Genomic DNA, 21,344 nt, shown 5'->3' with positions numbered 1-21,344 from the left:
TGCAACGCGCGTTGTGCAACGGTGCGGCCGCCGAACTGGGCGTAGCCCGAATGGCGACGCGGGGTGGTGTTCGCATCGGGCAGCGCCTACGATTGCGGTCGAATCGTGCGCCGTTCCGAGGCCCCCATGCCGACCGACTACATCCGCTACGACATCCTCACCCAGACCGCGTTGCGGGGCGTGGTACGGACCGTGCTGGCCGACGCGGCCGCCAAGGGCCTGCCGGGCGACCATCACTTCTTCATCAATTTCGATACGCGCGCCCCGGGCGTGAAGCTGTCGCCGCGCCTGCTGGCCCAGTACCCGGCCGAGATGACGATCGTGCTCCAACATCAGTTCTGGGACCTGACCGTCACCGACGAGGGCTTCGAGGTCGGCCTGTCGTTCAACGGCATCCCCGAGCGGCTGGTGGTGCCGCACGACGCCATCAAGGGCTTCTTCGATCCCTCGGTGCAGTTCGGTCTCGAATTCGCCGTGCAGTCGGATCTGGTCGGCGAGGCACCGGCGGACGATGCCGCAGCCGCGACGCACGCACCGAAGAGCATCGGCAACGGTCCCGGCAAGCCGGGTGCCCCGTCGCGTCCGGCGGCGGTTCACGACCGCCCGCCGCCCGCCGCCGAGCCGCTGCCGATTCCGGCCAATCCGACCGCCGAGAGCGAGCCGCCGCCCGACAAGCCGGCCGGCGGTGGCGAGGTCGTCCGGCTCGACCGCTTCCGGAAGAAATAGCTGCGCCGCCGTCCCGGACCCCCTGGTCCGGCACGGCCCGCGCAAGGCCCGGGGCCGAGGCCCCGGCCGAAGGACCCAGACATGCCCCCGACCCGCAGCGAAACGGATACCTTCGGCCCCATCGCGGTCGAGGCCGACCGCTATTGGGGCGCCCAGACCGAGCGATCCCGGCGCAACTTCCGCATCGGCGACGAGCGGATGCCGCTGCCGCTGATCCGCGCCCTCGCGCGCATCAAGCGGGTGGCCGCCGAGGTCAATGGCGGGCTCGGGCTGATCGAGCCGCGCCTCGTCGCCGCCATCGTGGCGGCCGCCGACGAGGTCGTGGCCGGGCGCTTCGACGATCACTTCCCGCTGGTGGTCTGGCAGACCGGCTCCGGCACCCAGACCAACATGAACGTCAACGAGGTGATCGCCAACCGGGCGAACGAGCTGCTGGGCGCACCGCTCGGCGCCAAGGCGCCGGTGCATCCCAACGATCACGTCAACCGCAGCCAGTCGTCCAACGACTGCCTGCCGACCGCCATCCACATCGCCGCCGTCGAGGAGATCGCCGGGCGGCTGCGGCCCGCCCTCGCCCATCTGCACCAGGCGCTCGCCGACAAGGCCACCGCCTTCGCCGACATCGTCAAGATCGGCCGCACCCATCTCCAGGACGCGGTGCCGCTGACGCTGGGCCAGGAGTTTTCCGGCTATGCGGCCCAGGTCGGATCGTCGATCGCCCGCATCGACATGGCGATGAAGGAGCTCTACCCCCTGGCCCAGGGCGGCACCGCGGTCGGCACCGGGCTCAACGCACCGGCCGGCTTCGCCGAGCGCTTCGCGGCCGGCATGGCGGCCCTCACCGGCCACCCCTTCACGACCGCCACCAACAAGTTCGAGGCGCTGGCCGCGCATGACGCCATCGTCTTCGCCCATGGCGCCCTCGCGGCCGCCGCGACGGCGCTGTTCAAGATCGCCAACGACATCCGCCTGCTCGCCTCGGGGCCGCGCTCCGGCCTCGGTGAGATCGCGCTGCCGGAGAACGAGCCGGGCTCCTCGATCATGCCCGGCAAGGTGAACCCGACCCAGAGCGAGGCGCTCACCATGGTGTGCTGCCAGGTCTTCGGCAACCAGACCACCGTCACCACGGCGGCGAGCCAGGGCCATTTCGAGCTGAACGTGTACAAGCCGGTGATCGCCCTCGCGCTGCTCCAGTCGGTGCGGCTGCTGGCCGACGCGGCGCGCTCGTTCACCGACCACTGCGTCGTGGGAATCCGCGCCGACGAGGCGCGCATCGCTGCGCTGACGGACCGCTCGCTGATGCTGGTGACGGCGCTCGCGCCGGCGATCGGCTACGACAAGGCGGCGGCGATCGCCAAGGCGGCGCACGCGGCCGGAACCACGCTGCGCGAGGAGGCGATCCGCCTCGGCCACGTCACCGCCGACGAGTTCGATCGTCTCGTCGTGCCGAGGAGGATGACACACCCGGATTGACTAATCCGGCATTTCCTGAGCCCAGTACGGACGGTGGCACCATCGCGAGTCTCTCGCGCGGCGCGCCGTCTCTCCTGCCGATCGGCCGACGCCGGACCGGGTACCCGGATCTGACGCCGGGCTTGGCGCCGAGCCTGGACGCCGAATCCAGCGCTCCCCGTCCCGATCGGCCGACTTACCCCCGAAGGAGACCGTCATGGCCGAAATCGTCAACCTGCGAAGGGCCCGAAAACGCGCGGAACGTGATGCCGCCGCGGAACGCGCGGCCCACAACCGTGTTCTTCATGGGACGCCGAAGGCGGAACGAACGCTGATCGCGGCCCGGAAAGAGCTGTCGGAGCGCGCACTCGACCAGCATCGGCTCGAGACGGGAGAGGGTGAATGAAGTCCCCAGTCGTGAAACGCTCGATCGTGATCGCCGGACACAAGACGAGCGTCAGCCTCGAAGATGCGTTCTGGAAAGCGCTCAAGGAAATCGCGGCGGCGCGCCACGTCACCCTGTCGGATCTCGTGTCGACCATCGATTCCGAGCGCCGGCACGGCAACCTGTCGTCGGCGATCCGGCTGTTCGTGCTGGAGCACTATCGCACCGGCGGCGCTCCGGCCTCGTCCTCGTCCGGCCCGGAGGCGACGGAACGGTCGCCCCAATCGGCCCTGCGGGCGAGCTGAACGGGCCCGACGCACGACCAATCGGGCGGCGCCGCCGCGCGCGGCGCCGCGACCGACTGCCGCAGGCCCGGCGGTGCCCGCTCATCCAGCTTCGATTCGACCAGGCTCCGATCCGCGGAATGACCGCCGAATGGATCAGCCGGATCTCGCATCACCCTATTGCAGATTGAACATCTGAAGCAGTGAGCGGACCGGCGACGGCACCGAGGACGGCTGCTGCTGCGCCTCGCGAGGCTGACCGGGCGCCGCCGGCGCAGCACCGGAGGGCGCAGCGGCTCCGGCGGGGCGCGTCGCCGGCGGCGATCGCACCACGGGACCAGGTCGCACCTCGATGGCGGGCGGCAAGACCGGCGCCGGCGCCGGCGCGGACGGCTCCGCGGTTCCGGTGACCGCGGGATCGATGGTGGGACGCGCCGCCGCCTCGCGGGCGGCGCGCTCCCGGGCCGCCTGCTCGCGTGTGGCCTGCTCCCTCTGCTCCCGGGCGACCTGTTCGCGCGCCTGCCGCTCCTGCTCCAGCCGAAGCCGCTCGGCCGCCCGCTCCGCCGCGGCCGCGGCGGCCGCAGCCTCGCGCCGCTTCGCTTCCTTCTCGGCGGCCTCGACCCGCTTGGCCTCCTGCTCGACACTGCGCAGCGTCACCCAGGTCACCAGGGCGGTCGTGTCGACGGTGCGCTTGGGCGCCGAGGGCGGCCCGCGCAGCGCCACGCCCAGCTCCGGCCGGCGGCCGCCGGGGCCGTCGTCGCGGGGCGGCGCCGTCAGCGTCACGCGGGCATCGAGCGCGTCCGCGCCGAGATCGAGCCCGGCGGTCAGCGCCACCGCGGCGCCGTCGACCGTCGCCTCCATGGGGCCGAGCCGAACCCGTCCGTCCACGATGGCGAGCGCTCCGGCGGCGCTCGGCACCGCGAGCCGCCCCGCCTCCAGGGCCGAGCCCACATAGCCGGCCAGCCGCTCCAGGGGGAGGCCGCGCTCCACCGCCCGGATGCCGGCGTCGATCGCCTTGGGGTCGATCCCGACAACCTGCGCCCGCTCGACCCGCACCGCTCCGCTGCCGGCGAGCGCCCCGACCAGCGCGGCGGGGCTGAGCCCCGCTCCCTCGATCTCCGACGACAGCGACACCCGTCCCTCGGCCGGCGGCGCCTTGCCGGTGCCGGGCAGAAGCAGCGCCAGATCGGCGTCGACGAGGGCGAGGCGGGCCTGCGCGGCGAGCCCGGTCGGCACCGTCCTCAGGGTCGCGTCCGCCGACAGCGCACCGCCCGCGAGCGTGCCGCCCAGGCCCTCGACGGCGAGCGAGGTGCCGTCGAGCCGCAGCACGGTCTCCACGTCGCGGGCGACCAGACCGGGCCACAGCGTCGCCCGGGCCGCCGCGATCTCGACCCGCCCGTGCAGATCCGCGAATGCGGGCCGGCCGAACGGCTCGCTCGACCACGCCGATCCCTCACGCGCCGATCCCTCGCGCCCGGCGGCGGGCGGCGGCCGGCGCGCCGCGGCACCGGAGAGCAGCGCGACGAGCGGTGCCGCATCCACCTCGGACGCCTCGATGCGGCCCGACACGGTGCGCGGCGCCGCCCGCGTCAATCCAAGATGGCCGGTGACGGTGGCGCCGGCGACCCGGCCGGCGACATCGTCGAGGCGGACCGTGGTGTCGTCGAGGCTCAACCGGGTGCGCAGCGTCGCCGGCAGCGGCGGCGCACCGGGAAGCGCGAGAGCCCGCAGGTCGGCGGCGGTGAGCGAGAGGTCGGCGCGCCCCGCGGTGCGGTCGCCGTCGCGGCGGCCGGTGCCGGTGGCCGACACCTGGAGGCCGCCGGCGGCGATCTCCAGCTTGGCGTTAATGTCGCCGTCGAGCCGGCCACCGCCGGTCAGCGTCAGGGTGGCGGGCCTCCGGTCGATGGCGGCGAGCCGGTCGAGCCCGGTGAGGGCGGCGAGCGCCGCTCCCTCCTTGGCCTCCACGGTGCCGTCGAAGCGCAGCCGCGCGGCGGCGGGGGCCGCCGGATCGCCGGTGGCGGTCACGGTGGCGGCGAGCCGCATGGCGCCGACGCGGCCGTCGAGCGCCAGCCGCGCCTGCGCCCGCGTCGCGGACGGGGCGGCCGGATCGGCGACCGGATCGATGGTCGGCTCCACCTCCAGCTTGGCGCGCAGCTCGGTCGGACCGAGCCCGGTGACGGTGCGGCGCAGCTCGTCGGCGGAGCGCGGCGCGATCTCGGTGGCCAGCGCCACCAGCATGTCGGCCCGCGGTGCCTTGACCAGCAGGGTGACGGCGCCGCGCGGCGCCACGCCCTGGAGGGCGCTGCCCGCCGGGGCGAGCGCGGTGGTGTCGATGCGGCCGGACGCCTCCAGGGTGGCGCCGCGCAGATCGCCGACCGTCAGCCGCTCCACCGTCAGGCCGCCGGCGTCGAAGCCGAGCCGGGCGTCGACGCGGCTCGCCTCGATGGCGCCCCACGCAGCCTTGCCGGCCGACAGCGACAGACCCGCCTCGCGCGGCCAGTCGGCGAGGCTGCCGCCGAGGACGCCGCGCAGCAGCGCCGTGGTGCCTTCGAGATCGATCTCAGCCGCCGTCAGGGCGGCGTCGATCCGGGCCGGACGGCCGTCCGCCGGCCGGGTGTAGGCGACGCGCCCTTCGATCGACTTGCGGTCCACCGTGGCGGCGAGCCGCTCGATGGCGACGCGGTCGCGATCGGCCGTCACCTCGCCGCTGGCCCGCAGCGGCCCCACGGCGGGACGGGCCGGATCGGCGCGGCCCCCCTCGATCCAGGCGGCAAGGCCCCACGGGTCGGACGACTCGATCGTCACCGGGCCCGTGAAGGCGAGATCGGCCCCCGCCGCCAGGGTGCCGCCGAGACGGACCTGGGTCAGCCCCGGCAGGCGCGCCTCGATGTCGGTGAGGCGGAGGCCGCCGTCGGGCGTCGTCGCCACCGTGCCCCGCAGCCCCTGGAGGGTGCTGCCGGCTGCCGTGAGCGCCTCGATGTCGAGCCGCGCCGTCGTCGGCAGCGGCGGCCGCAGCGTGGCCAGAAGGCGCCGCATCGCCTCGGGCACCACGACCAGCGGCCGCGCCCCACCGGCCGGGCCGGCGGCCGCCGCATGCAGCGTCGCGGTGCCCGGGATCACGCGGTCGAGGTCGAGCTGGCGGCCCGAGACGGCGAGGTCGAGCCGCGGGAAGCGGCCGAGCACCAGGTCGGCGGTGCCGGCGAGGCGCAGGGCGCGCTCCTCCGGACCGTACTGAAGCTCGCCCTGGGTGAGCGACAGCCGCGCCGGGGTGGCATCGAGCCGCCCGGTGAGGCGCCAAGGCTCACGCAGATCCAGTTCGCGCAAGTCTAACTCATGCGGCCCGGACGGGGCGGCACCAGCGCGGACGCCGCGGCTCGCCGCCGCCGGCCGCGCGAGCGTCACGCCGCCCTCCCAGCGCGGGCCGGGCGTGTCGAGCCGCAGCACCCCGTCGGCCTCGACGGTTAGCGGCCGGTCGAGAGGATCGAGCCCGAAGCGCAGGCGCACGGCGCCGTCGGGGCCGGGCCGGCCGGTCGCCAGGCGTACGCCATACAGGGTGCCGCCGGTCACGAAGGCGCCCTCGCCCCGCAGCGGCCCGGCGAGGGAGCGCAGGTCGCCCTTGAAGGTGAGGTTGTCGAGGGTGAGGCTGCCGCCGCTCGCCGGATCGGCCAGCACGGCGCGGCCGTGCTCGATCACCAGCCGGTCGATGGACAGCCGCTCGGGGTCGAAGCCGGCCGGCAGCGACGGGGCCGCCAGGCGGCCGCCCGGATCGAGAGCGAGGGCGAGCTGCGGCGCATCGAGCGCCAGCTCGGCGACCCGCCACTCGCCCCGCATCAGCGGCGCTAGCGCCAGCTCCACCCGCAGGGCGCGGGCGCTCACGCGGGTGCCGCCCGCCGCGACCGAGACACCGCCGAGATCGAGCGACGGCGTCGGCAGCACGCGCACCGCGATCGGCCCGCCGATCGACACCGGCGCCCCGACGGCACGGCTCGCCTCCGTCTCGAAGGTCTCGCGCCAGCCGTCCCAGTCGACGAAATGCGGCCCGACCAGCGCCGCGAGCAGCGCCAGGATCATCGCCAAGGCGAGGCCGAGAAGGGTGGTCTGCACCAGCACGCTCCGGACGGACGATGCGCGAAACGCCCCTGCCCGACTGTTCTCGGCGCGCATCGTCGAGGTCGCGAGCCCCACCGGCGTGTCGCTTCGACACACCGACGGGCGCCAAGTCGAGGGTTCCCCCGTGAACGCCAACTGTCGCGAGAATCGGCGGCGATTATATGTCTTTGCCGACGTTTTGCCGCAAGCGATCTGGGCTCAGCCGGCGGCGACGATCTTGCCGGGGTTCATGATACCGGCGGGGTCGAGCGCCGCCTTGACGGCCGCCATCACGGCGAGCGCCGGGGCGCCGAGCTCGGCCTTGAGGTACTTCATCTTGCCCTGGCCGATGCCGTGCTCGCCCGTGCAGGTGCCGTCCATGGCCAGCGCCCGCTCGACCATCCGCTCCAGGAGCGCCTCGGCCCGCACCACCTCGTCGCGGTCCTCGGTGTCGACCATCAGGGCGAGATGGAAGTTGCCGTCGCCGACATGGCCGACGATCGGCGCCACCAGGCCGCTCGCGGCGATATCGGCCTGGGTCGCGGTCACGCATTCGGCGAGCCGCGAGATCGGCACGCAGACATCCGAGGCGATCGCCTTGGCGCCGCGGCGCAGCGCATTGGCGGCCCAGTAGGCATCGTGCCGGGCCTGCCACAGCCGGCTGCGCTCCTCCGGCAGGGTCGCCCAGTCGAACGGGCCGCCGCCGTGCTCGGCGGCGATCTCGCCGAAATGCTCCGACTGCTCGGCGACGCTCGCCGGGCTGCCGTGGAACTCGACGAACAGCACCGGCGTCTCCGGCAGCGACAGCCGCGAATAGGCGTTCACGGCTTTCACCTGCAAGGCGTCCATCAGCTCGATGCGGGCGACCGGGATGCCGATCTGGATGGTGGCGATCACCGCCTTGCAGGCCGCCTCGACGGTGGGGAACGGGCAGACCCCGCCGGCGATCGCCTCCGGGATGCCGTGCAGCTTGAGCGTCAGCTCGGTGATGATGCCCAGCGTGCCCTCCGAGCCGACGAACAGCCGCGTCAGGTCGTAGCCGGCCGACGACTTCTTGGCGCGGCGCGCCGTCGTCATCAGCTCGCCATTGGCCAGCACGGCCTTCAGGGCCAGCGTCACGTCCTTCATGGTGCCGTAGCGCACCGCGTTGGTGCCCGAGCAGCGCGTCGCCGCCATGCCACCGAGCGCCGCGTCGGCACCGGGATCGAGCGGGAAGAACAGGCCTTGGTCGCGCAGATGCTCGTTGAGCTGCTTGCGGGTGACGCCGGGCTCGACCACCACGTCGAGATCGTCGGCATGGACGGCGAGCACCCGGTTCATGTCGCGGGTGTCCACCGAGACGCCGCCGAAGGGCGCATTGATCTGGCCTTCGAGCGAGGTGCCGGTGCCGAACGGCACGATCGGCACGCGGTGCGCGGCGCAAATGCGCACGATCTTTTGAACATCGGCGGTGCATTGCGGAAACACCACGGCGTCGGGCGGCTGGGCGACGATCCAGCTCGCCGAGTTGGCGTGCTGCTCGCGAGTCGCCGCCGCGGTGGTGACCAATTCGCCGAACGTGTCCCGCAGCGCTGTCAGAACGGCCTCGACGGCGGCTTGGTCGGGACGCGGGGGCGGCGGCGCGACGGCGGGGCCGGCCGCGCCGGCGAGGGTCGAGAGGGTCATCGGGAGGCTCGTTTCGGGTTGCGCCGCAGCGTCCGGACAGGCGATCTTGTTCGCGACTTCGCCATGAAACGCTGGCATACTGGTTCCATGAATCTGATGATCGACCATTCCGACCTCAAGCCGGTGTTTTTCGCACCGTTCGTCTCGTCCGTGATGCGGGTCGAGACGGAATGGATCGACTACAATGGCCATCTCAACATGGCCTACTACAACGTCCTGTTCGATCGCGCGGCCGACGAGGTGCTGGCGCTGATCGGCGCCGGCCTCGACTACGTCGCGCTCAAGCGGCATTCGTATTACACGGCCGAGACCCATCTGCGCTACCTGCGGGAGCTGAAGGCCGGCGACGCGGTGCGCGCAACCGTCCAGCTCCTCGACCACGACGCCAAGCGGCTGCATTACTTCCAGCAGCTCTTCCATGCCGAGCACGGCTTCATGGCCGCCACCCTGGAAGTGATGGCTTTGCATGTCGACATGGAGGCGGGACGTACCGCGCCGGCACCGCCCCCCATCGCGACCCGTCTGGCCGAGATGAAGGCGGCCCATTCCCGCCTGCCGCGGCCCGAGGCCGCCGGCCGCCGCATCGCCATGCCGCATCGGGCTTAGCCCGCCAGGACGCCGGCGCTCCCTCTTTTCCCGTCTCCCCGCGTGCGGCGAGAAGGTGGCTCGCCGCGCGGGAGCGAGCCGGACGAGGGGGCCTCCGCATCCAGGCGACGCCCGCTCGCGCCCCGCCATCCACATGCAGTCCACGCCCCTCCCCTTGCGCCGGCGCGGGTGCCATCTTTAGGACGAACGATTCGTGAATACGGGCCCGTCCGCGCGCCCGCGATCCCGGCCGGCCCCGAAAAGACCGGCGATCTGGAACCGGAATGGTCGATCTCTTCAAGCATCCCGTCGCCCCCGCCCCGCCGCCGCCCACCCCCGGCGGCATCGCGGCCCGCGCCCGCGGCGCCCATCGGGCGCCCTATCTCGACGGGCTCAACCCCGAGCAGCGGCTGGCGGTCGAGACCCTCGACGGCCCGGTGCTGGTGCTGGCCGGCGCCGGCACCGGCAAGACCCGGGTGCTGACCACCCGCATCGCCCACATCCTCAGCCTCGGCCGCGCCCGGGCCGGGGAGATCCTCGCCGTCACCTTCACCAACAAGGCGGCGCGCGAGATGAAGACCCGCATCGGGTCAATGGTGGGCGAGGTGGTGGAAGGCATGCCGTGGCTAGGCACCTTCCATTCGATCGGCGCCAAGATCCTGCGCCGGCACGCCGAGCTGGTGGGGCTCAAGCCGGCCTTCACGATCCTCGACACCGACGACCAGATCCGCCTGCTCAAGCAGCTCATCGCGGCCGAGAACATCGACGAGAAGCGGTGGCCGGCGCGCCTGCTCGCCAACCAGATCGACCACTGGAAGAACCGCGGCCTGACCCCCGACCAGGTCTCGGCCGGCGAAGGCGCCGCCTTCGCCAACGGCCGCGGCCGCGACCTCTACGCCGCCTACCAGGAGCGCCTGAAGACCCTGAACGCCGCCGACTTCGGCGACCTTCTCTTGGAGACCATCCGGCTGTTCCGCGAGCACCCGGAGGTGCTGCGGCAGTACCAGACGCGGTTCCGCTACATCCTGGTCGACGAGTACCAGGACACCAACGTGGCCCAGTATCTGTGGCTGCGGTTGCTGGCGCAGCGGTCGAGCCACGGCACGGCGCCCGCCGTCGCCCCGGGCACCGACCGACCCTCTCCCCCAGGGGGAGAGGGTCGCACCGTGCCGGCGGAACGGTCGAGAACGACGTCCGGCCTCGAGCAGAAGAACATCTGCTGCGTCGGCGACGACGACCAGTCGATCTACGGCTGGCGCGGCGCCGAGGTGGACAACATCCTGCGCTTCGACCACGACTTCCCCGGCGCCACCGTGATCCGGCTGGAGCGCAACTACCGCTCCACCGCCCACATCCTCGGCGCCGCCTCGCACCTGATCGCCCACAACGAGGGCCGGCTCGGCAAGACGCTGCGCTCCGAGGGCGCCGAGGGCGACAAGGTGGTGGTGTCGTCGGCCTGGGACTCCGAGGAGGAGGCCCGCGCGGTCGGCGAGGAGATCGAGCAGCTCCAGCGCCGCGGCCAGCGGCTCGACGAGGTCGCCATCCTGGTGCGCGCCTCGTTCCAGATGCGCGAGTTCGAGGATCGCTTCGTCACCCTCGGCCTGCCGTACCGGGTGATCGGCGGCCCGCGCTTCTACGAGCGCGCCGAGATCCGCGACGCCATGGCGTATCTGCGCCTGGTCGCCCAGCCGGCCGATGACCTCGCCTTCGAGCGCATCGTCAACGTGCCCAAGCGCGGCCTCGGCGACGCGACCCTCCAGGCGCTGCACGACCTCGCCCGCGCCCGCGGCGTGCCACTCTCCGAGGCGGCGCGGCTGATGGCGGCCACCGACGCGCTCAAGCCGAAGCCGCGTGCCGCACTGCGCGACGTCGTCGCCGCCTTCGATCGCTGGCGCGCCCAGCGCGACACCCTGCCCCACACCGAGCTGGCCGAGATCGTGCTGGACGAGTCCGGCTACACCGAGATGTGGCAGAAGGACCGCTCGGCCGACGCCGCCGGCCGGCTGGAGAACCTCAAGGAGCTGGTGCGCTCCATGGAGGAGTTCGAGAACCTCCAGGGCTTCCTCGAGCATGTCGCGCTGGTGATGGACACCGACCGCGGCGAGGAGACCGAGGCGGTCTCCATCATGACGCTGCACGCCGCCAAGGGGCTGGAGTTCGACACCGTGTTCCTGCCCGGCTGGGAGGAAGGGCTCTTGCCGCACCAGCGCTCGCTCGACGAGAACGGCCGCGCCGGACTGGAGGAGGAGCGCCGCCTCGCCCATGTGGGCCTCACCCGCGCCCGCAAGCTCGCCCGCATCTCGTTCGTGTCCAACCGCCGCATCCACGGTTCGTGGACCTCGAGCTTGCCGTCGCGCTTCCTCGATGAGCTGCCGGAGGAGCATGTCCACGTCGAGGAGGCCAAGGGCGGCTTCGGCGGCGGCCTGTCGGGCTATGGCCACGCCTACGGGGGCCGCTTCGACACCACCGCGGCATTCGGATCGGGCTACGGCACCCCGGGCTGGCGGCGGGGCCAGCGCCGCCGCGGCGGCTTCGACGAGGACCAGAGCGAGTACACGCAGGAGTGGGAGCCCGAGGGCCGGATGCGCGACGCGGCCGGGGGCGCCGACCGACGCGCCGGCGACGGCCGCGATCGGACCTCGTGGGGAAGCTCCGGGCGGGCGGACGCCGGTGCCGGCGGCCCGCGCGGCGGCACGCCCCTCGCGCCGCTGGCCGCGCCCTCGTCGCCGGGCGGTGCGGCGCGCCGCGGACCGCTCACCATCGAGGGCGAGCTGGTCGCCCGCTCGACCGGCGATCCCTCGGCCTTCGCGGTCGGCGACCGCATCTTCCACCAGAAGTTCGGCTATGGCCGCATCCGCGTCGTCGACGGCAACAAGCTCACCATCCAGTTCGACAAGGCCGGCGAGAAGAAGGTGGTGGACAGCTTCGTGAAGAAGGCGTGAGGCGGGAAGCGCTGCCGCGACCCCGCGCATCGCATAGGGCTTCGCAGCTTCTCTCCGTGCTTCTCGCCGTCGCGGTAGAGCCGAGACATCCACCGCATTGTCAGAGACTTGCGTTCCTTTGTTGCCGAAGCACAGCAGCGGCACGTCTCAGCCCCGGCGAAGGGACACCGCAGGCCTGCGAATTGACCGACCTTCCCGTTTCTGTATCGTCGTACTAGTCAGTGGGTGGGGTCGACTCGACTAGTCCGAGTCGAGATGTCATGTGCAGCGTCGCATCAGTGCAGCGTCGCATCAGTGCAGTGTCGATGTCGGCGCGGACCGAGCGAGGCCATTTTTCAGTCTCCTCGGCGCGGCTTGCCCGGCGCAGCTCAGCCGGCGCGGCTTGCCGTCGTCTCTCTCCCCCTCTGCCATCTCGATTTTCAGCCGGCGGCGCCGTGCCGCCGGCCACATTTGTTCGTGACATGAAAGGCCCTGCCATGCCTGCCCTCCTGCCCGTTCCGCGCCCCGATGTCGTCCTGTTCGCGGCGGCTCTGGCGCTGGCCTCGATCGCGGCCCCGCCGCCGGCGGCGGCGCAGCATCGTGGCTTCTTGGCCGGCGCGGTGGTCGGCGCCGTCGCGGGTGCCATCATCTCGCAAGGCATCGCCCGGGCCCAGCCGGGCTACGCCGGGCAACCGCGCGCCCGCCGCGCCGCGGCCCGGCCGCAGCGCGCCAGGACCGGCATGGCGACCCAGAAGAACAACGGGGCCCGACCGGTCTCCGATCCGTTCTCCGGGGTCGCGCCCGCCTCCACCACGCCGGTCGCCGGCAACTGAGCCGACCACACCGCAACCGCGTCGCCCGATCGTCGGAGGTCGACATGGTCCATCGCAACGCCGTCTCCGTCGCCGCCTCGCCGGCCACCCGGCCGCCGCGGAGTCGGCGCCCCGGCGCGACGCTCGGCGCAACGCTGCGGGCGACCGGAACAGCCGCGCTGCTGGCGCTGGGTGCCCTGCTGACGCTCGCCGGCACGGCGCCGGCCGCCGCCGAGGGCGGGCTCGCCATCGAGAAGCTGTTCGGCACCGTGCGCGGCTGGCAGGTCGGGTTCAGCAGCAGCGTCGGCGGCTGCGTGGCGGCGGCGACCTACAGGGACGAGACCACCGTGTGGATCGGCTTCGGCGACGAGAGCAGCCCCTACATCGCGTTCACCAACCCGAAGTGGCGGTCGATCCAGGTCAAGAGCGGCTACGACCTGCGCATCGAGACCCGGCGCACCATCTGGAACGGCCGTTTCTACGGCTTCGACCGCGGCACCGAGAAGGGCATCTTCACCACCGATCTGAAGGCCGAGTTCCTCGGCGAGTTCGCCGACTCGGCCGGCATCAAGGTGGTGCTGAACCGCGCCGTCATCGCCCAGCTCTCGCTCGACGGCTCGCGCGCCGCGCTCGGCGCCATTATCACCTGCCAGAAGAGCTTCCTGGAGGCCGCCGCCAAGGGCGGCACGACTCCGGAACGCAGCGACCGCGGGCGCGAGGAGGCCGAGGACGGCGGCAGCAAGTCGGGCACCGGCTTCTTCGTCTCCAAGGACGGCCATGTGCTGACCAATCAGCACGTCGTCGAGGGCTGCCGCCGAGTGAAGATCGCAGCCGTCGGCCAGAAGTCGGCGGGAGCCGACATCGTGGCCCGCGACAAGATCAACGACCTCGCTCTGCTGAAGACCACGGCGGTGCCCATCGTGGTGCCGGGCTTCCGGGCGCAGCCGCGGCTGGGCGAGCCGGTGTCGGTGTTCGGCTTCCCGCTGTCCGAGATCCTGTCGTCGTCGGGCAACTTCACCATCGGCAGCGTCACCGCCCTGGCGGGTCTCGGCGACGACACCCGCATGGTGCAGATCTCGGCGCCCGTGCAGCCCGGCAACAGCGGCGGCCCGCTGATCGACAAGTACGGCAACGTGATCGGCGTCATCGTCTCCAAGCTCAATGCCCTCGGCGTCGCGGCGGCGACCCGCGACATCGCCCAGAACGTCAACTTCGCCATCAAGGCGGCGATCGCGCTGAACTTCCTGGCCGCCAACGGCGTCGTGCCGGCCGAGGCGTCGACCACCCGCGAGATCCCGCCGGAAGCCGCCGCGGAGCTCGCCAAGACCTTCACGGTCCGCATCACCTGCGACTGAGACGGCGGGCGGCCGATGCGGAGGGGCACCGCAGCCCGTTCACCATCGCGACAGGGGGCCGGAACCGAAGCGGGCGATCGACGTTGAGTCGCGCATCCGACCGCGTCGGCCCCGTGTTCCGAGTGAGCCCATGACCCGATCCCGCGTGCAGGTCCGCCCGGCGCTTCTCGCCGCGGCGCTCGTCGCCGTTCCGCTCGCCGCCGTCCCGCTCGACGCCGTCGAGGCGGCCCTGCTGGTCAGGATCGACAAGTCGAGCCAGCGCATGACCGTGGTGGTCGACGGCGCGCCGCGCTATTCCTGGCCGGTGTCCACCGGCCGCGCCGGCTACAGCACCCCGAACGGCACGTTCTCGCCGACCCGGATGCATCGCTCCTACTTCTCGCGCAAGTACTACAACTCGCCGATGCCCTATTCGATCTTCTTCCATGGGGGCTATGCGATCCACGGCTCCTACGAGATCGCGCGGCTCGGCGGCCCGGCCTCGCACGGCTGCGTGCGGCTGCACCCGAGCAACGCCGCCACCCTGTTCTCGCTGGTCAAGCAGCACGGGACCGGCAGCACCCGCATCGTGGTCACCGGCGCGGCACCCGCCGGCCCGGCCCGGGCGCCGCGCGAGATGGCGCCGGTCGACGACGAGCCGGTGGTGTCGTATCGGCCGGTCAATCCCTACGGGGCTTATGGCGGGACCTACTATCAGCCCTATCAGCCGGCCCAGCCGTATGCGCCGCGCCCCTATCCGGGCGGCTATGCGCCTTATCGCTGGGGCTGGTGAGGCGGCCTCACGGCGGCGGATGAACCCCGCCGCGCCGATCATTCGGACCCGAGATCAGACCGTGCGGGCAATGCCGAGACCCGGCGCCGCATTGGCCAGCATGTCGGTCTGCTGCTGAAGCAGGCGTTGGAACAGCTCACGGGTGCCGGCATTGGCCCGGACCTTGTCGGTCATCGGCAGGCCGGGACCCTGGAGCGCGACGCCGAACTCGCTGCCGCTGACCGAGCCGTCGCCGTCGCCGTCGAGCGCATCGAACAGGGCGCGGCGGTCGGCCGACTGGCCTCCCAGCCCGGCCACCACGTCGTCGAACTCCGACTTGCCGATGCGGCCGTTGCCGTCCCGATCGAGCCGCGAGAAGAGCTGGCTGGACAGCGCCCCGGTGGCATTGCCGCGGGCCTGGAGAGCGAGCATCGCCCGCATGGTGTCGGGCGACACCGGATTGCTGCCCGGTGCCGCGGTGGCGGAGGGTGCTGCGGTGCCGGACGTCGCGGCGGCATCGGGCACCCCGAAGCCCGTCGCGGCCGGCGCGCCCGCAGGCTTGCCGCCCGAGGACACCACGTCCTTCAGCGACGACAGCAGATCGACGGCCGTGAGGGCCGCACCAGCGGCGAGAAGCATCATGGCGTGGCTCGTCCACAAGAGGTCCCGCCGACCGATTTGCAAGTCGCGTGCCGGCGAATTTCTCTTTTCGCATCAATGGCCGCTCACCATCGTGGACCGGCAGTCCCTGCCGCTCCGGGCGCGACGCGGGAAAATCCTGCCGCCCCTCGGCGTCGCCCGAGCCTTGAGCCGCCCGGCGATCTGCGGCACACCGGCGCATCGGTCCCGGCCCTCTCGGCCGGCGCCCCGTCCCGGACCGTCCAGCCATGACCCATCTGCCCCTCAAGATCGCTCCCTCCATCCTGTCGGCCGACTTCGCCCGCCTGGGTGAGGAGATCCGCGCGGTCGACGCCGCCGGCGCCGACTGGATTCATGTCGACGTGATGGACGGTCACTTCGTCCCCAACATCACCATCGGGCCGGACGTGGTGAAGGCGCTGCGGCCGCACACCGGCAAGCCCTTCGACGTGCACCTGATGATCGCGCCCTGCGATCCCTATCTGGCCGCCTTCGCGGCGGCGGGCGCCGACGTGATCACCGTGCATGTGGAGGCCGGGCCGCATGTCCACCGCTCGCTCCAGGAGATCCGCCGGCTCGGCAAGCGGGCCGGTGTCACCCTCAATCCCGGCACGCCGGAGAGCACGATCGAGCACCTGATCGACGACGTCGACCTAATCCTCGTGATGTCGGTCAATCCGGGCTTCGGCGGCCAGGCGTTCATCCCGGCCGCGCTGGAGAAGATCCGGCGGCTACGGGCGCTTGCCGGCGATCGGCCGATCGACATCGAGGTGGACGGCGGGGTGACGCCCGAGAATGCCGGCGCCGTCGCGGCGGCGGGCGCCAACGTGCTGGTGGCCGGCTCGGCGGTGTTCAAGGGGCGGACGCCGCAAGCCTATCGCGACAACATCGCGGCGATCCGGACGGCCGCGGCGGCGGCCCGCGGCGAGATCGCCTGATCGCGGAAGCGGCTCAGCCCGCCTCGCCGGCCACCCGGGCGGCGAGCGCGACCGCCTGCATGCGATTGTCCAGCCCGAGCCGGCGCAGCACTGCGGCGACGTGCAGCTTGGCGGTGTTGGCCGAGATGCCGAGCGCCTCGGCGATCTCGCCGTTGCTGCGCCCCTCGCCCAGCAGGGCGAAGACCTGGCGCTGACGCTTGGGGAGCTGGTCGACGATCGACAGCGGCTCGGAGGGCGCGGTCGCTTCGGCGCCACGCTCGGACGGCCGTACGGCGCCGGCGGCGGACGCCGGAGTTCCCTCGGGAGCCGCCGCTTGGGTCCGGGCGCCCTCGATCGAGCGCGCGATAGTGTCCTCGATGGTGTGCACGATGGCATCGAGCGCCGCCCCGGAGAGCGGCTCCGGCGCATGGCGGATGCGAAGCCCCGTGCGGCCGAGATCGGCCGGCAGCAGCTCGGACAGATCGAGATGCAGGAGCGTGGCCCCCCGCGGGCGGACGTCCGCGGTCGGCGCCGCGACCAGCAGAATCCAGCGGGTATCGCGCGACGAGCGGCACGGATACACGCAGGTGACGAGATCGCAATGCCCCTCGATCAACGCCTCGATCTGGCGGGCGCGATCGGCCGGACACAGGGACAGGTAGTTGAGGCCGCGACCACCGTCCGGCAGCGTCGCCCCGTTGGCCGGGTTGGGGTCGCGCCACGTCGCATCGGTGTCGACGATGGTACCGTCCGGATCGAGCACCGTGACGTTCGTCGCCAGGGCGCGCAGCGTCTCGAAGCGGGCCAGAGCGGTCGGCATGGCTGATCGCACCCGGGAGGTGTCGTCGAGCAGTCCCGTCACAGATCGTAAAGTGAGTTTGACGGGATCAGTTGTCAATCGAAACGATCAGTCGCGCAGCGCGCGGCTGGTCTACTCGGCCCCGAGGGCCGGCACCAGCGCGCGCTCGCCATGCAGGCGGGCGCCGAGCGCCACCGCCTGCATGCGGTTGTCGAGCCCGAGCCGGCGCAGAACCGCCGAGACATGCAGCTTGGCGGTGTTCATGGAGATGCCCAGCGTGTCGGCGATCTGGGCGTTGCTCATCCCCTCGCCCAGCAGCGCCAGCACCTGGCGCTGACGCCGGGGCAGCGACGCCGGCACCACCGTGGCGGCGATCCCGCGCGGCGCCGCGGCGGCCGCGTCGGCGGACAGCCGGCTCGCCCGCGGGCCGGCGAGACGCGCGAGCGCCTGCTCGACGGCTCGCACGATCGCGTCGGTGGTGTCGGCGGCCAGCACCTCGGGATGATGGGCGGCGCGCAGCGCCGCATCCCCCGGGTCGAACGGCAGCATGGCGGAGAGATCGAACCGGATCACCGCGATGCGTCGTGGCGGTGCCGCGGAGCGCGGAACCGCCAGCATCAGCACCCAGCAGCCGGACGCCGCCCGCCCCTCGCAGCGGCACACCGAGGTGAACACGTCGCAGCGGCCGGCGATGACGTCGGCGAGCCCGCTCGCCTGGTCGGGCGCGCAGCAGGCGAGGAACCGTGCCCCGATTCCGGCTTGGCGCGGATCGATGTCCATGGCGGCCACGAAGGCACGCCAAGCGCCGTTGATGTCGCGGATGGTCCCGTCGGAATCGAGGACCGCGACCTGGAGCGGGGCCGAGGTCAGCGTCTCGAACGGACCCGTCGGCATGGCCATGGAGCGGATACCGGATGTGCAGCGGAAGGCTCGGCCGGAGACTGGCCGCACGATCTGGTATGTAAGGTGCACTTGACAGTCAAGAGTGTCAACCGTGCAAACACCTAGTCGCCGGGTCTAGTCGGCGGCGGCTGGCCGGTCGCCGGCGCCCTGCTCCACTCGTCGGAGACGCAGACTTATTGGGGACGCAGGCGGACCGGCATCGTCACGGTCACCTGAAGGCCGAGACCGAAACTCTCATAGGAAATGGTGGCGCCGAGCCGGCGCCCCAGGGAGCGGATCAGGATCAGCCCCAGCCCGCCGTCCCGGCGCGGGTCGAACTCGGCCGGCAGCCCGATGCCGTCGTCGCTGACCGTGAGCGTCAGGGTCCCGACCGGATCGACGTGGCTGCCGATCTCCAGGATGCCGGGTATCCCGGCCGGATGAGCATGCTCGATGGCGTTGATGATCAGCTCGGTGGCGATCAGCGATAGCCTCGCCACGTCGACCCCCGGAAGCAGGCAGCGCGGCGCGATGTCGACGCGGATATCGAAGCGGCGGGCGCGCGCCATGCGTCCGACGATCTGCTCGCACAGCTCGAGCAGGACCGCACCGAAATCGATCCGGTGCAGCGACGTCGAGGGAACGATCCGCCGATGCAGGCTGAGCATCGTCTCGATGCCCGCCACGGTCTCGGCCATCAGGATCGCGGCGGCTTCGGACGAGGGCGGCCGTTCCGATGGCTCGAAGGAGCCGGCGCGAACCTCGAGCAAACCGTGCGCCAAGCGCCGGACGACGGCGCGCTGGGAACTGTCGACGACGGGGTCGGCGTGATCGTCGAGATCGCTGTCGAGCGTGCTCATGACATCACCTCGACCAAGTATAGTCGAATATTTTTACAACCTACAACGTAATTCTCTTCACGATCCCGATATACAAATGTCCCAGCGGCAATGAAATACAATCTATATGCTTTAAACTTACACTCATCACTGGAGACACAATGAGACGTCGATTTACTGTAGGAGGTAGACAATAGAGGCATCGAATGAGTATAAGTATCAATTATTGCTTATTGCTCAATCGGCGTCATTGACGCATTTCGATAATCGGCCTAGCCTCACTCCAGTAAAGTGTGCGGCTCACCGCGAGGCAAGCAATGGCGGATCTCTCCCGCCCCGAGCGGCTTCAGATCATGTTGTCGCCGGCGGAGCTGAAGGCTCTGGACGACTGGCGTTTCTCCCGGCGCATGCCGAGTCGTGCGGCGGCCGTCCGCGAGCTGCTGCGGCGCGGTCTGGCGAGCGAAGGCTTCCTGGAGGCCGACAGGCAGACCAAGTCGCAGGAATTCGGCGTCATCGCCAGCACCGGCGAGCCGAACGACAGTCTCTGACACGAGATCCGAGAACCGGCTGATCAATTCGGTGGTCATCCCGGGGCGGCGTGCGGCGCCGACCCCGGAATCCGGCCGAGAGCTGGGAGTCTACCGCGGGATGACGTGTTTCGCTGGGTTCCGGGTTCGCGGCGCCCGGCCGGTCCCGGCCATCCGCGTCTTTGTCGCGGCTCGGCTTAAAGTCGTCCGGTACAAGGCGGGCGTGACGAGGCAGCATCGGCGGCCATCGGTGTAAAGCCCCGGTCGACCGGGCGGCTCTCCGAATGATTCATGGCCGCAGCGGGGGGGATCTGCTAGAGCCCCGGCATTCCCACCACACCAGCCCCCTCCGCACGAGCACCACGATGATTCCGCGTTACACCCGTCCCGAGATGGCGGCGATCTGGGACCCGCAGACCCGCTACCGCATCTGGTTCGAGATCGAGGCGCATGCCGCCGACGCCATGGCGGTGCTCGGCATCGTGCCGGTCGAAGCCGCCCGCACCATCTGGGCGAAGGGCCGTGACGCCGTCTTCGACGTCGCCCGCATCGACGAGATCGAGCGGGTCACCAAGCACGACGTCATCGCGTTCCTGACCCATCTGGCCGAGATCGTCGGGCCGGAGGCGCGCTTCGTCCACCAGGGCATGACCTCCTCCGACGTGCTCGACACCTGCCTCGGCGTCCAGCTCGCCCGCGCCGCCGATCTCCTGATCGCCGATGTCGACGCCCTCCTGGCCGCCATCGCGCGGCGCGCCTTCGAGCACAAGCTGACCCCGACCATCGGCCGCTCGCACGGCATCCATGCCGAGCCGACCACCTTCGGGCTCAAGCTGGCGGTCGCCTATGCGGAGTTCACCCGGGCCCGCGCGCGCCTGGTCGCCGCCCGCCGCGAGGTCGCCACCTGCGCCATCTCGGGGGCGGTCGGCACCTTCGCCCAGATCGACCCGCGGGTGGAGGCGCATGTCGCCGAGAGGATGGGCCTCGCGGTCGAGCCCGTGTCGACCCAGGTGATCCCGCGCGACCGCCACGCCATGTACTTCGCGACGCTGGGCGTGGTCGCCTCGTCGATCGAGCGGCTGGCGGTCGAGATCCGCCATCTCCAGCGCACCGAGGTGCTGGAGGCGGAGGAGTTCTTCTCCGAGGGGCAGAAGGGCTCCTCGGCGATGCCCCACAAGCGCAATCCGGTGCTGTCCGAGAACCTCACCGGCCTCGCCCGCATGGTGCGCGCCTATGTGACGCCGGCGCTCGAGAACGTGGCGCTGTGGCACGAGCGCGACATCTCGCACTCCTCGGCCGAGCGGATGATCGGGCCGGACGCCACGGTGACGCTCGATTTCGCCCTCGCCCGCCTCACGGGTCTCGTCGACAAGCTCGTGGTTTATCCCGAGAACATGAAGAAGAATCTCGACCGGCTGGGCGGGCTGGTGCACTCCCAGCGGGTTCTGCTGGCGCTTACGCAAAAGGGCGCAAGCCGCGAGGAGTCCTACCTTTTCGTCCAGCGCAATGCGATGCGCGTGTGGCGCGGCGAGGCGACCGACTTCATGGCTCTCCTGAAGGCCGACCCGGACGTCCGGGCCAAGCTCTCGGACGCCGAGATCGAGTCGCTGTTCGACCTCGGTCACCACCTGAAGCACGTCGACACCATCTTCCGCCGGGTGTTCGGGCGGGCGTGAGCGCTCGCCCCTCTCCACGGTCGCGGGAACCCGCCGGCGG

General features: G+C 71.6%; 18 protein-coding genes. 12 read left to right on the top strand and 6 right to left on the bottom strand.

Going from position 1 to position 21,344, the window contains the following annotated elements:
- The first annotated feature begins 126 nt into the window (after window positions 1-126).
- From ACFQUV_RS05940 to ACFQUV_RS05925, 4 genes are all read left to right on the top strand, one after another.
- On the top strand, window positions 127-726 hold the full coding sequence (locus ACFQUV_RS05940; RefSeq protein WP_129609892.1) for an SspB family protein: 600 nt from the start codon (window positions 127-129) through the stop codon (window positions 724-726).
- An 81-nt stretch (window positions 727-807) separates the two neighbouring features.
- Window positions 808-2,199: a class II fumarate hydratase gene (gene fumC, locus ACFQUV_RS05935; RefSeq protein ID WP_129609894.1), complete on the top strand. Its 1,392-nt coding sequence runs from the start codon at window positions 808-810 to the stop codon at window positions 2,197-2,199.
- Window positions 2,200-2,395: 196 nt separating this feature from the next.
- Window positions 2,396-2,584: a DUF4169 family protein gene (locus tag ACFQUV_RS05930; protein ID WP_111388691.1), complete on the top strand. Its 189-nt coding sequence runs from the start codon at window positions 2,396-2,398 to the stop codon at window positions 2,582-2,584.
- Window positions 2,581-2,868 (top strand): ribbon-helix-helix domain-containing protein, encoded by a 288-nt coding sequence (locus ACFQUV_RS05925; RefSeq protein ID WP_111388690.1) that lies wholly within the window; start codon window positions 2,581-2,583, stop codon window positions 2,866-2,868. Before ACFQUV_RS05930 ends, ACFQUV_RS05925 begins: the two co-directional genes overlap by 4 nt.
- 156 nt (window positions 2,869-3,024) lie before the next feature.
- Here ACFQUV_RS05925 and ACFQUV_RS05920 read toward each other — a convergent pair whose 3' ends face one another.
- Both ACFQUV_RS05920 and ACFQUV_RS05915 read right to left on the bottom strand, forming a co-directional pair.
- Complete coding sequence (locus tag ACFQUV_RS05920) at window positions 3,025-6,951, bottom strand: AsmA family protein (RefSeq protein ID WP_165364026.1); 3,927 nt, start codon at window positions 6,949-6,951, stop codon at window positions 3,025-3,027.
- A 204-nt stretch (window positions 6,952-7,155) separates the two neighbouring features.
- Complete coding sequence (locus ACFQUV_RS05915; protein WP_129609898.1) at window positions 7,156-8,601, bottom strand: FAD-binding oxidoreductase; 1,446 nt, start codon at window positions 8,599-8,601, stop codon at window positions 7,156-7,158.
- Between the two features lie 96 nt (window positions 8,602-8,697).
- Here ACFQUV_RS05915 and ACFQUV_RS05910 point away from each other — a divergent pair, with 96 nt between their 5' ends.
- The 5 genes from ACFQUV_RS05910 to ACFQUV_RS05890 all read left to right on the top strand — a co-directional run bounded on the left by ACFQUV_RS05910 (window position 8,698) and on the right by ACFQUV_RS05890 (window position 15,046).
- A complete protein-coding gene (locus tag ACFQUV_RS05910; RefSeq protein WP_207211519.1) occupies window positions 8,698-9,207 on the top strand; it encodes a thioesterase family protein in 510 nt (169 codons plus the stop codon).
- A gap of 263 nt (window positions 9,208-9,470) precedes the next feature.
- Window positions 9,471-12,128 carry an ATP-dependent helicase gene (locus ACFQUV_RS05905; protein ID WP_378394362.1) on the top strand — a complete coding sequence of 886 codons (2,658 nt, stop codon included), beginning with the start codon at window positions 9,471-9,473 and terminating at the stop codon, window positions 12,126-12,128.
- Window positions 12,129-12,604: 476 nt separating this feature from the next.
- Window positions 12,605-12,940 carry a hypothetical protein gene (locus tag ACFQUV_RS05900; RefSeq protein ID WP_129609231.1) on the top strand — a complete coding sequence of 112 codons (336 nt, stop codon included), beginning with the start codon at window positions 12,605-12,607 and terminating at the stop codon, window positions 12,938-12,940.
- 44 nt (window positions 12,941-12,984) lie between these two features.
- Window positions 12,985-14,274 carry a S1C family serine protease gene (locus ACFQUV_RS05895; RefSeq protein ID WP_244601586.1) on the top strand — a complete coding sequence of 430 codons (1,290 nt, stop codon included), beginning with the start codon at window positions 12,985-12,987 and terminating at the stop codon, window positions 14,272-14,274.
- 130 nt (window positions 14,275-14,404) lie between these two features.
- Window positions 14,405-15,046, top strand: a complete 642-nt coding sequence (locus tag ACFQUV_RS05890) for a L,D-transpeptidase (RefSeq protein WP_129609230.1) — start codon at window positions 14,405-14,407, stop codon at window positions 15,044-15,046.
- 54 nt (window positions 15,047-15,100) lie between these two features.
- Here the strand turns inward: ACFQUV_RS05890 and ACFQUV_RS05885 are convergent, their stop codons facing one another.
- Window positions 15,101-15,667, bottom strand: coding sequence for an EF-hand domain-containing protein (locus ACFQUV_RS05885; RefSeq protein ID WP_129609229.1), 567 nt, complete (start codon window positions 15,665-15,667; stop codon window positions 15,101-15,103).
- A gap of 245 nt (window positions 15,668-15,912) precedes the next feature.
- Here ACFQUV_RS05885 and rpe point away from each other — a divergent pair, with 245 nt between their 5' ends.
- Window positions 15,913-16,602, top strand: a complete 690-nt coding sequence (gene rpe / locus ACFQUV_RS05880) for a ribulose-phosphate 3-epimerase (RefSeq protein WP_129609228.1) — start codon at window positions 15,913-15,915, stop codon at window positions 16,600-16,602.
- A gap of 13 nt (window positions 16,603-16,615) precedes the next feature.
- Here the strand turns inward: rpe and ACFQUV_RS05875 are convergent, their stop codons facing one another.
- The 3 genes from ACFQUV_RS05875 to ACFQUV_RS05865 form a co-directional block, all read right to left on the bottom strand.
- Window positions 16,616-17,401, bottom strand: coding sequence for a LuxR C-terminal-related transcriptional regulator (locus ACFQUV_RS05875; protein WP_129609227.1), 786 nt, complete (start codon window positions 17,399-17,401; stop codon window positions 16,616-16,618).
- Between the two features lie 111 nt (window positions 17,402-17,512).
- Entirely contained in the window at window positions 17,513-18,280 is a 768-nt protein-coding gene (locus ACFQUV_RS05870; RefSeq protein ID WP_207211473.1) for a LuxR C-terminal-related transcriptional regulator, read from the bottom strand.
- Window positions 18,281-18,456: 176 nt separating this feature from the next.
- Window positions 18,457-19,122 (bottom strand): sensor histidine kinase, encoded by a 666-nt coding sequence (locus ACFQUV_RS05865; protein WP_129609226.1) that lies wholly within the window; start codon window positions 19,120-19,122, stop codon window positions 18,457-18,459.
- Between the two features lie 296 nt (window positions 19,123-19,418).
- Between ACFQUV_RS05865 and ACFQUV_RS05860 the strand changes: the two genes are divergently transcribed.
- Window positions 19,419-19,649 carry a hypothetical protein gene (locus ACFQUV_RS05860; RefSeq protein WP_129609225.1) on the top strand — a complete coding sequence of 77 codons (231 nt, stop codon included), beginning with the start codon at window positions 19,419-19,421 and terminating at the stop codon, window positions 19,647-19,649.
- A 344-nt stretch (window positions 19,650-19,993) separates the two neighbouring features.
- On the top strand, window positions 19,994-21,304 hold the full coding sequence (gene purB / locus ACFQUV_RS05855; protein ID WP_129609224.1) for an adenylosuccinate lyase: 1,311 nt from the start codon (window positions 19,994-19,996) through the stop codon (window positions 21,302-21,304).
- The last annotated feature ends 40 nt before the right edge of the window (window positions 21,305-21,344 follow it).

Source organism: Rhodoplanes sp. P11 (assembly GCF_964266735.1).
GTDB lineage: Bacteria > Pseudomonadota > Alphaproteobacteria > Rhizobiales > Xanthobacteraceae > Rhodoplanes > Rhodoplanes serenus.
This window is presented reverse-complemented; position numbering and strand designations above follow the sequence as displayed.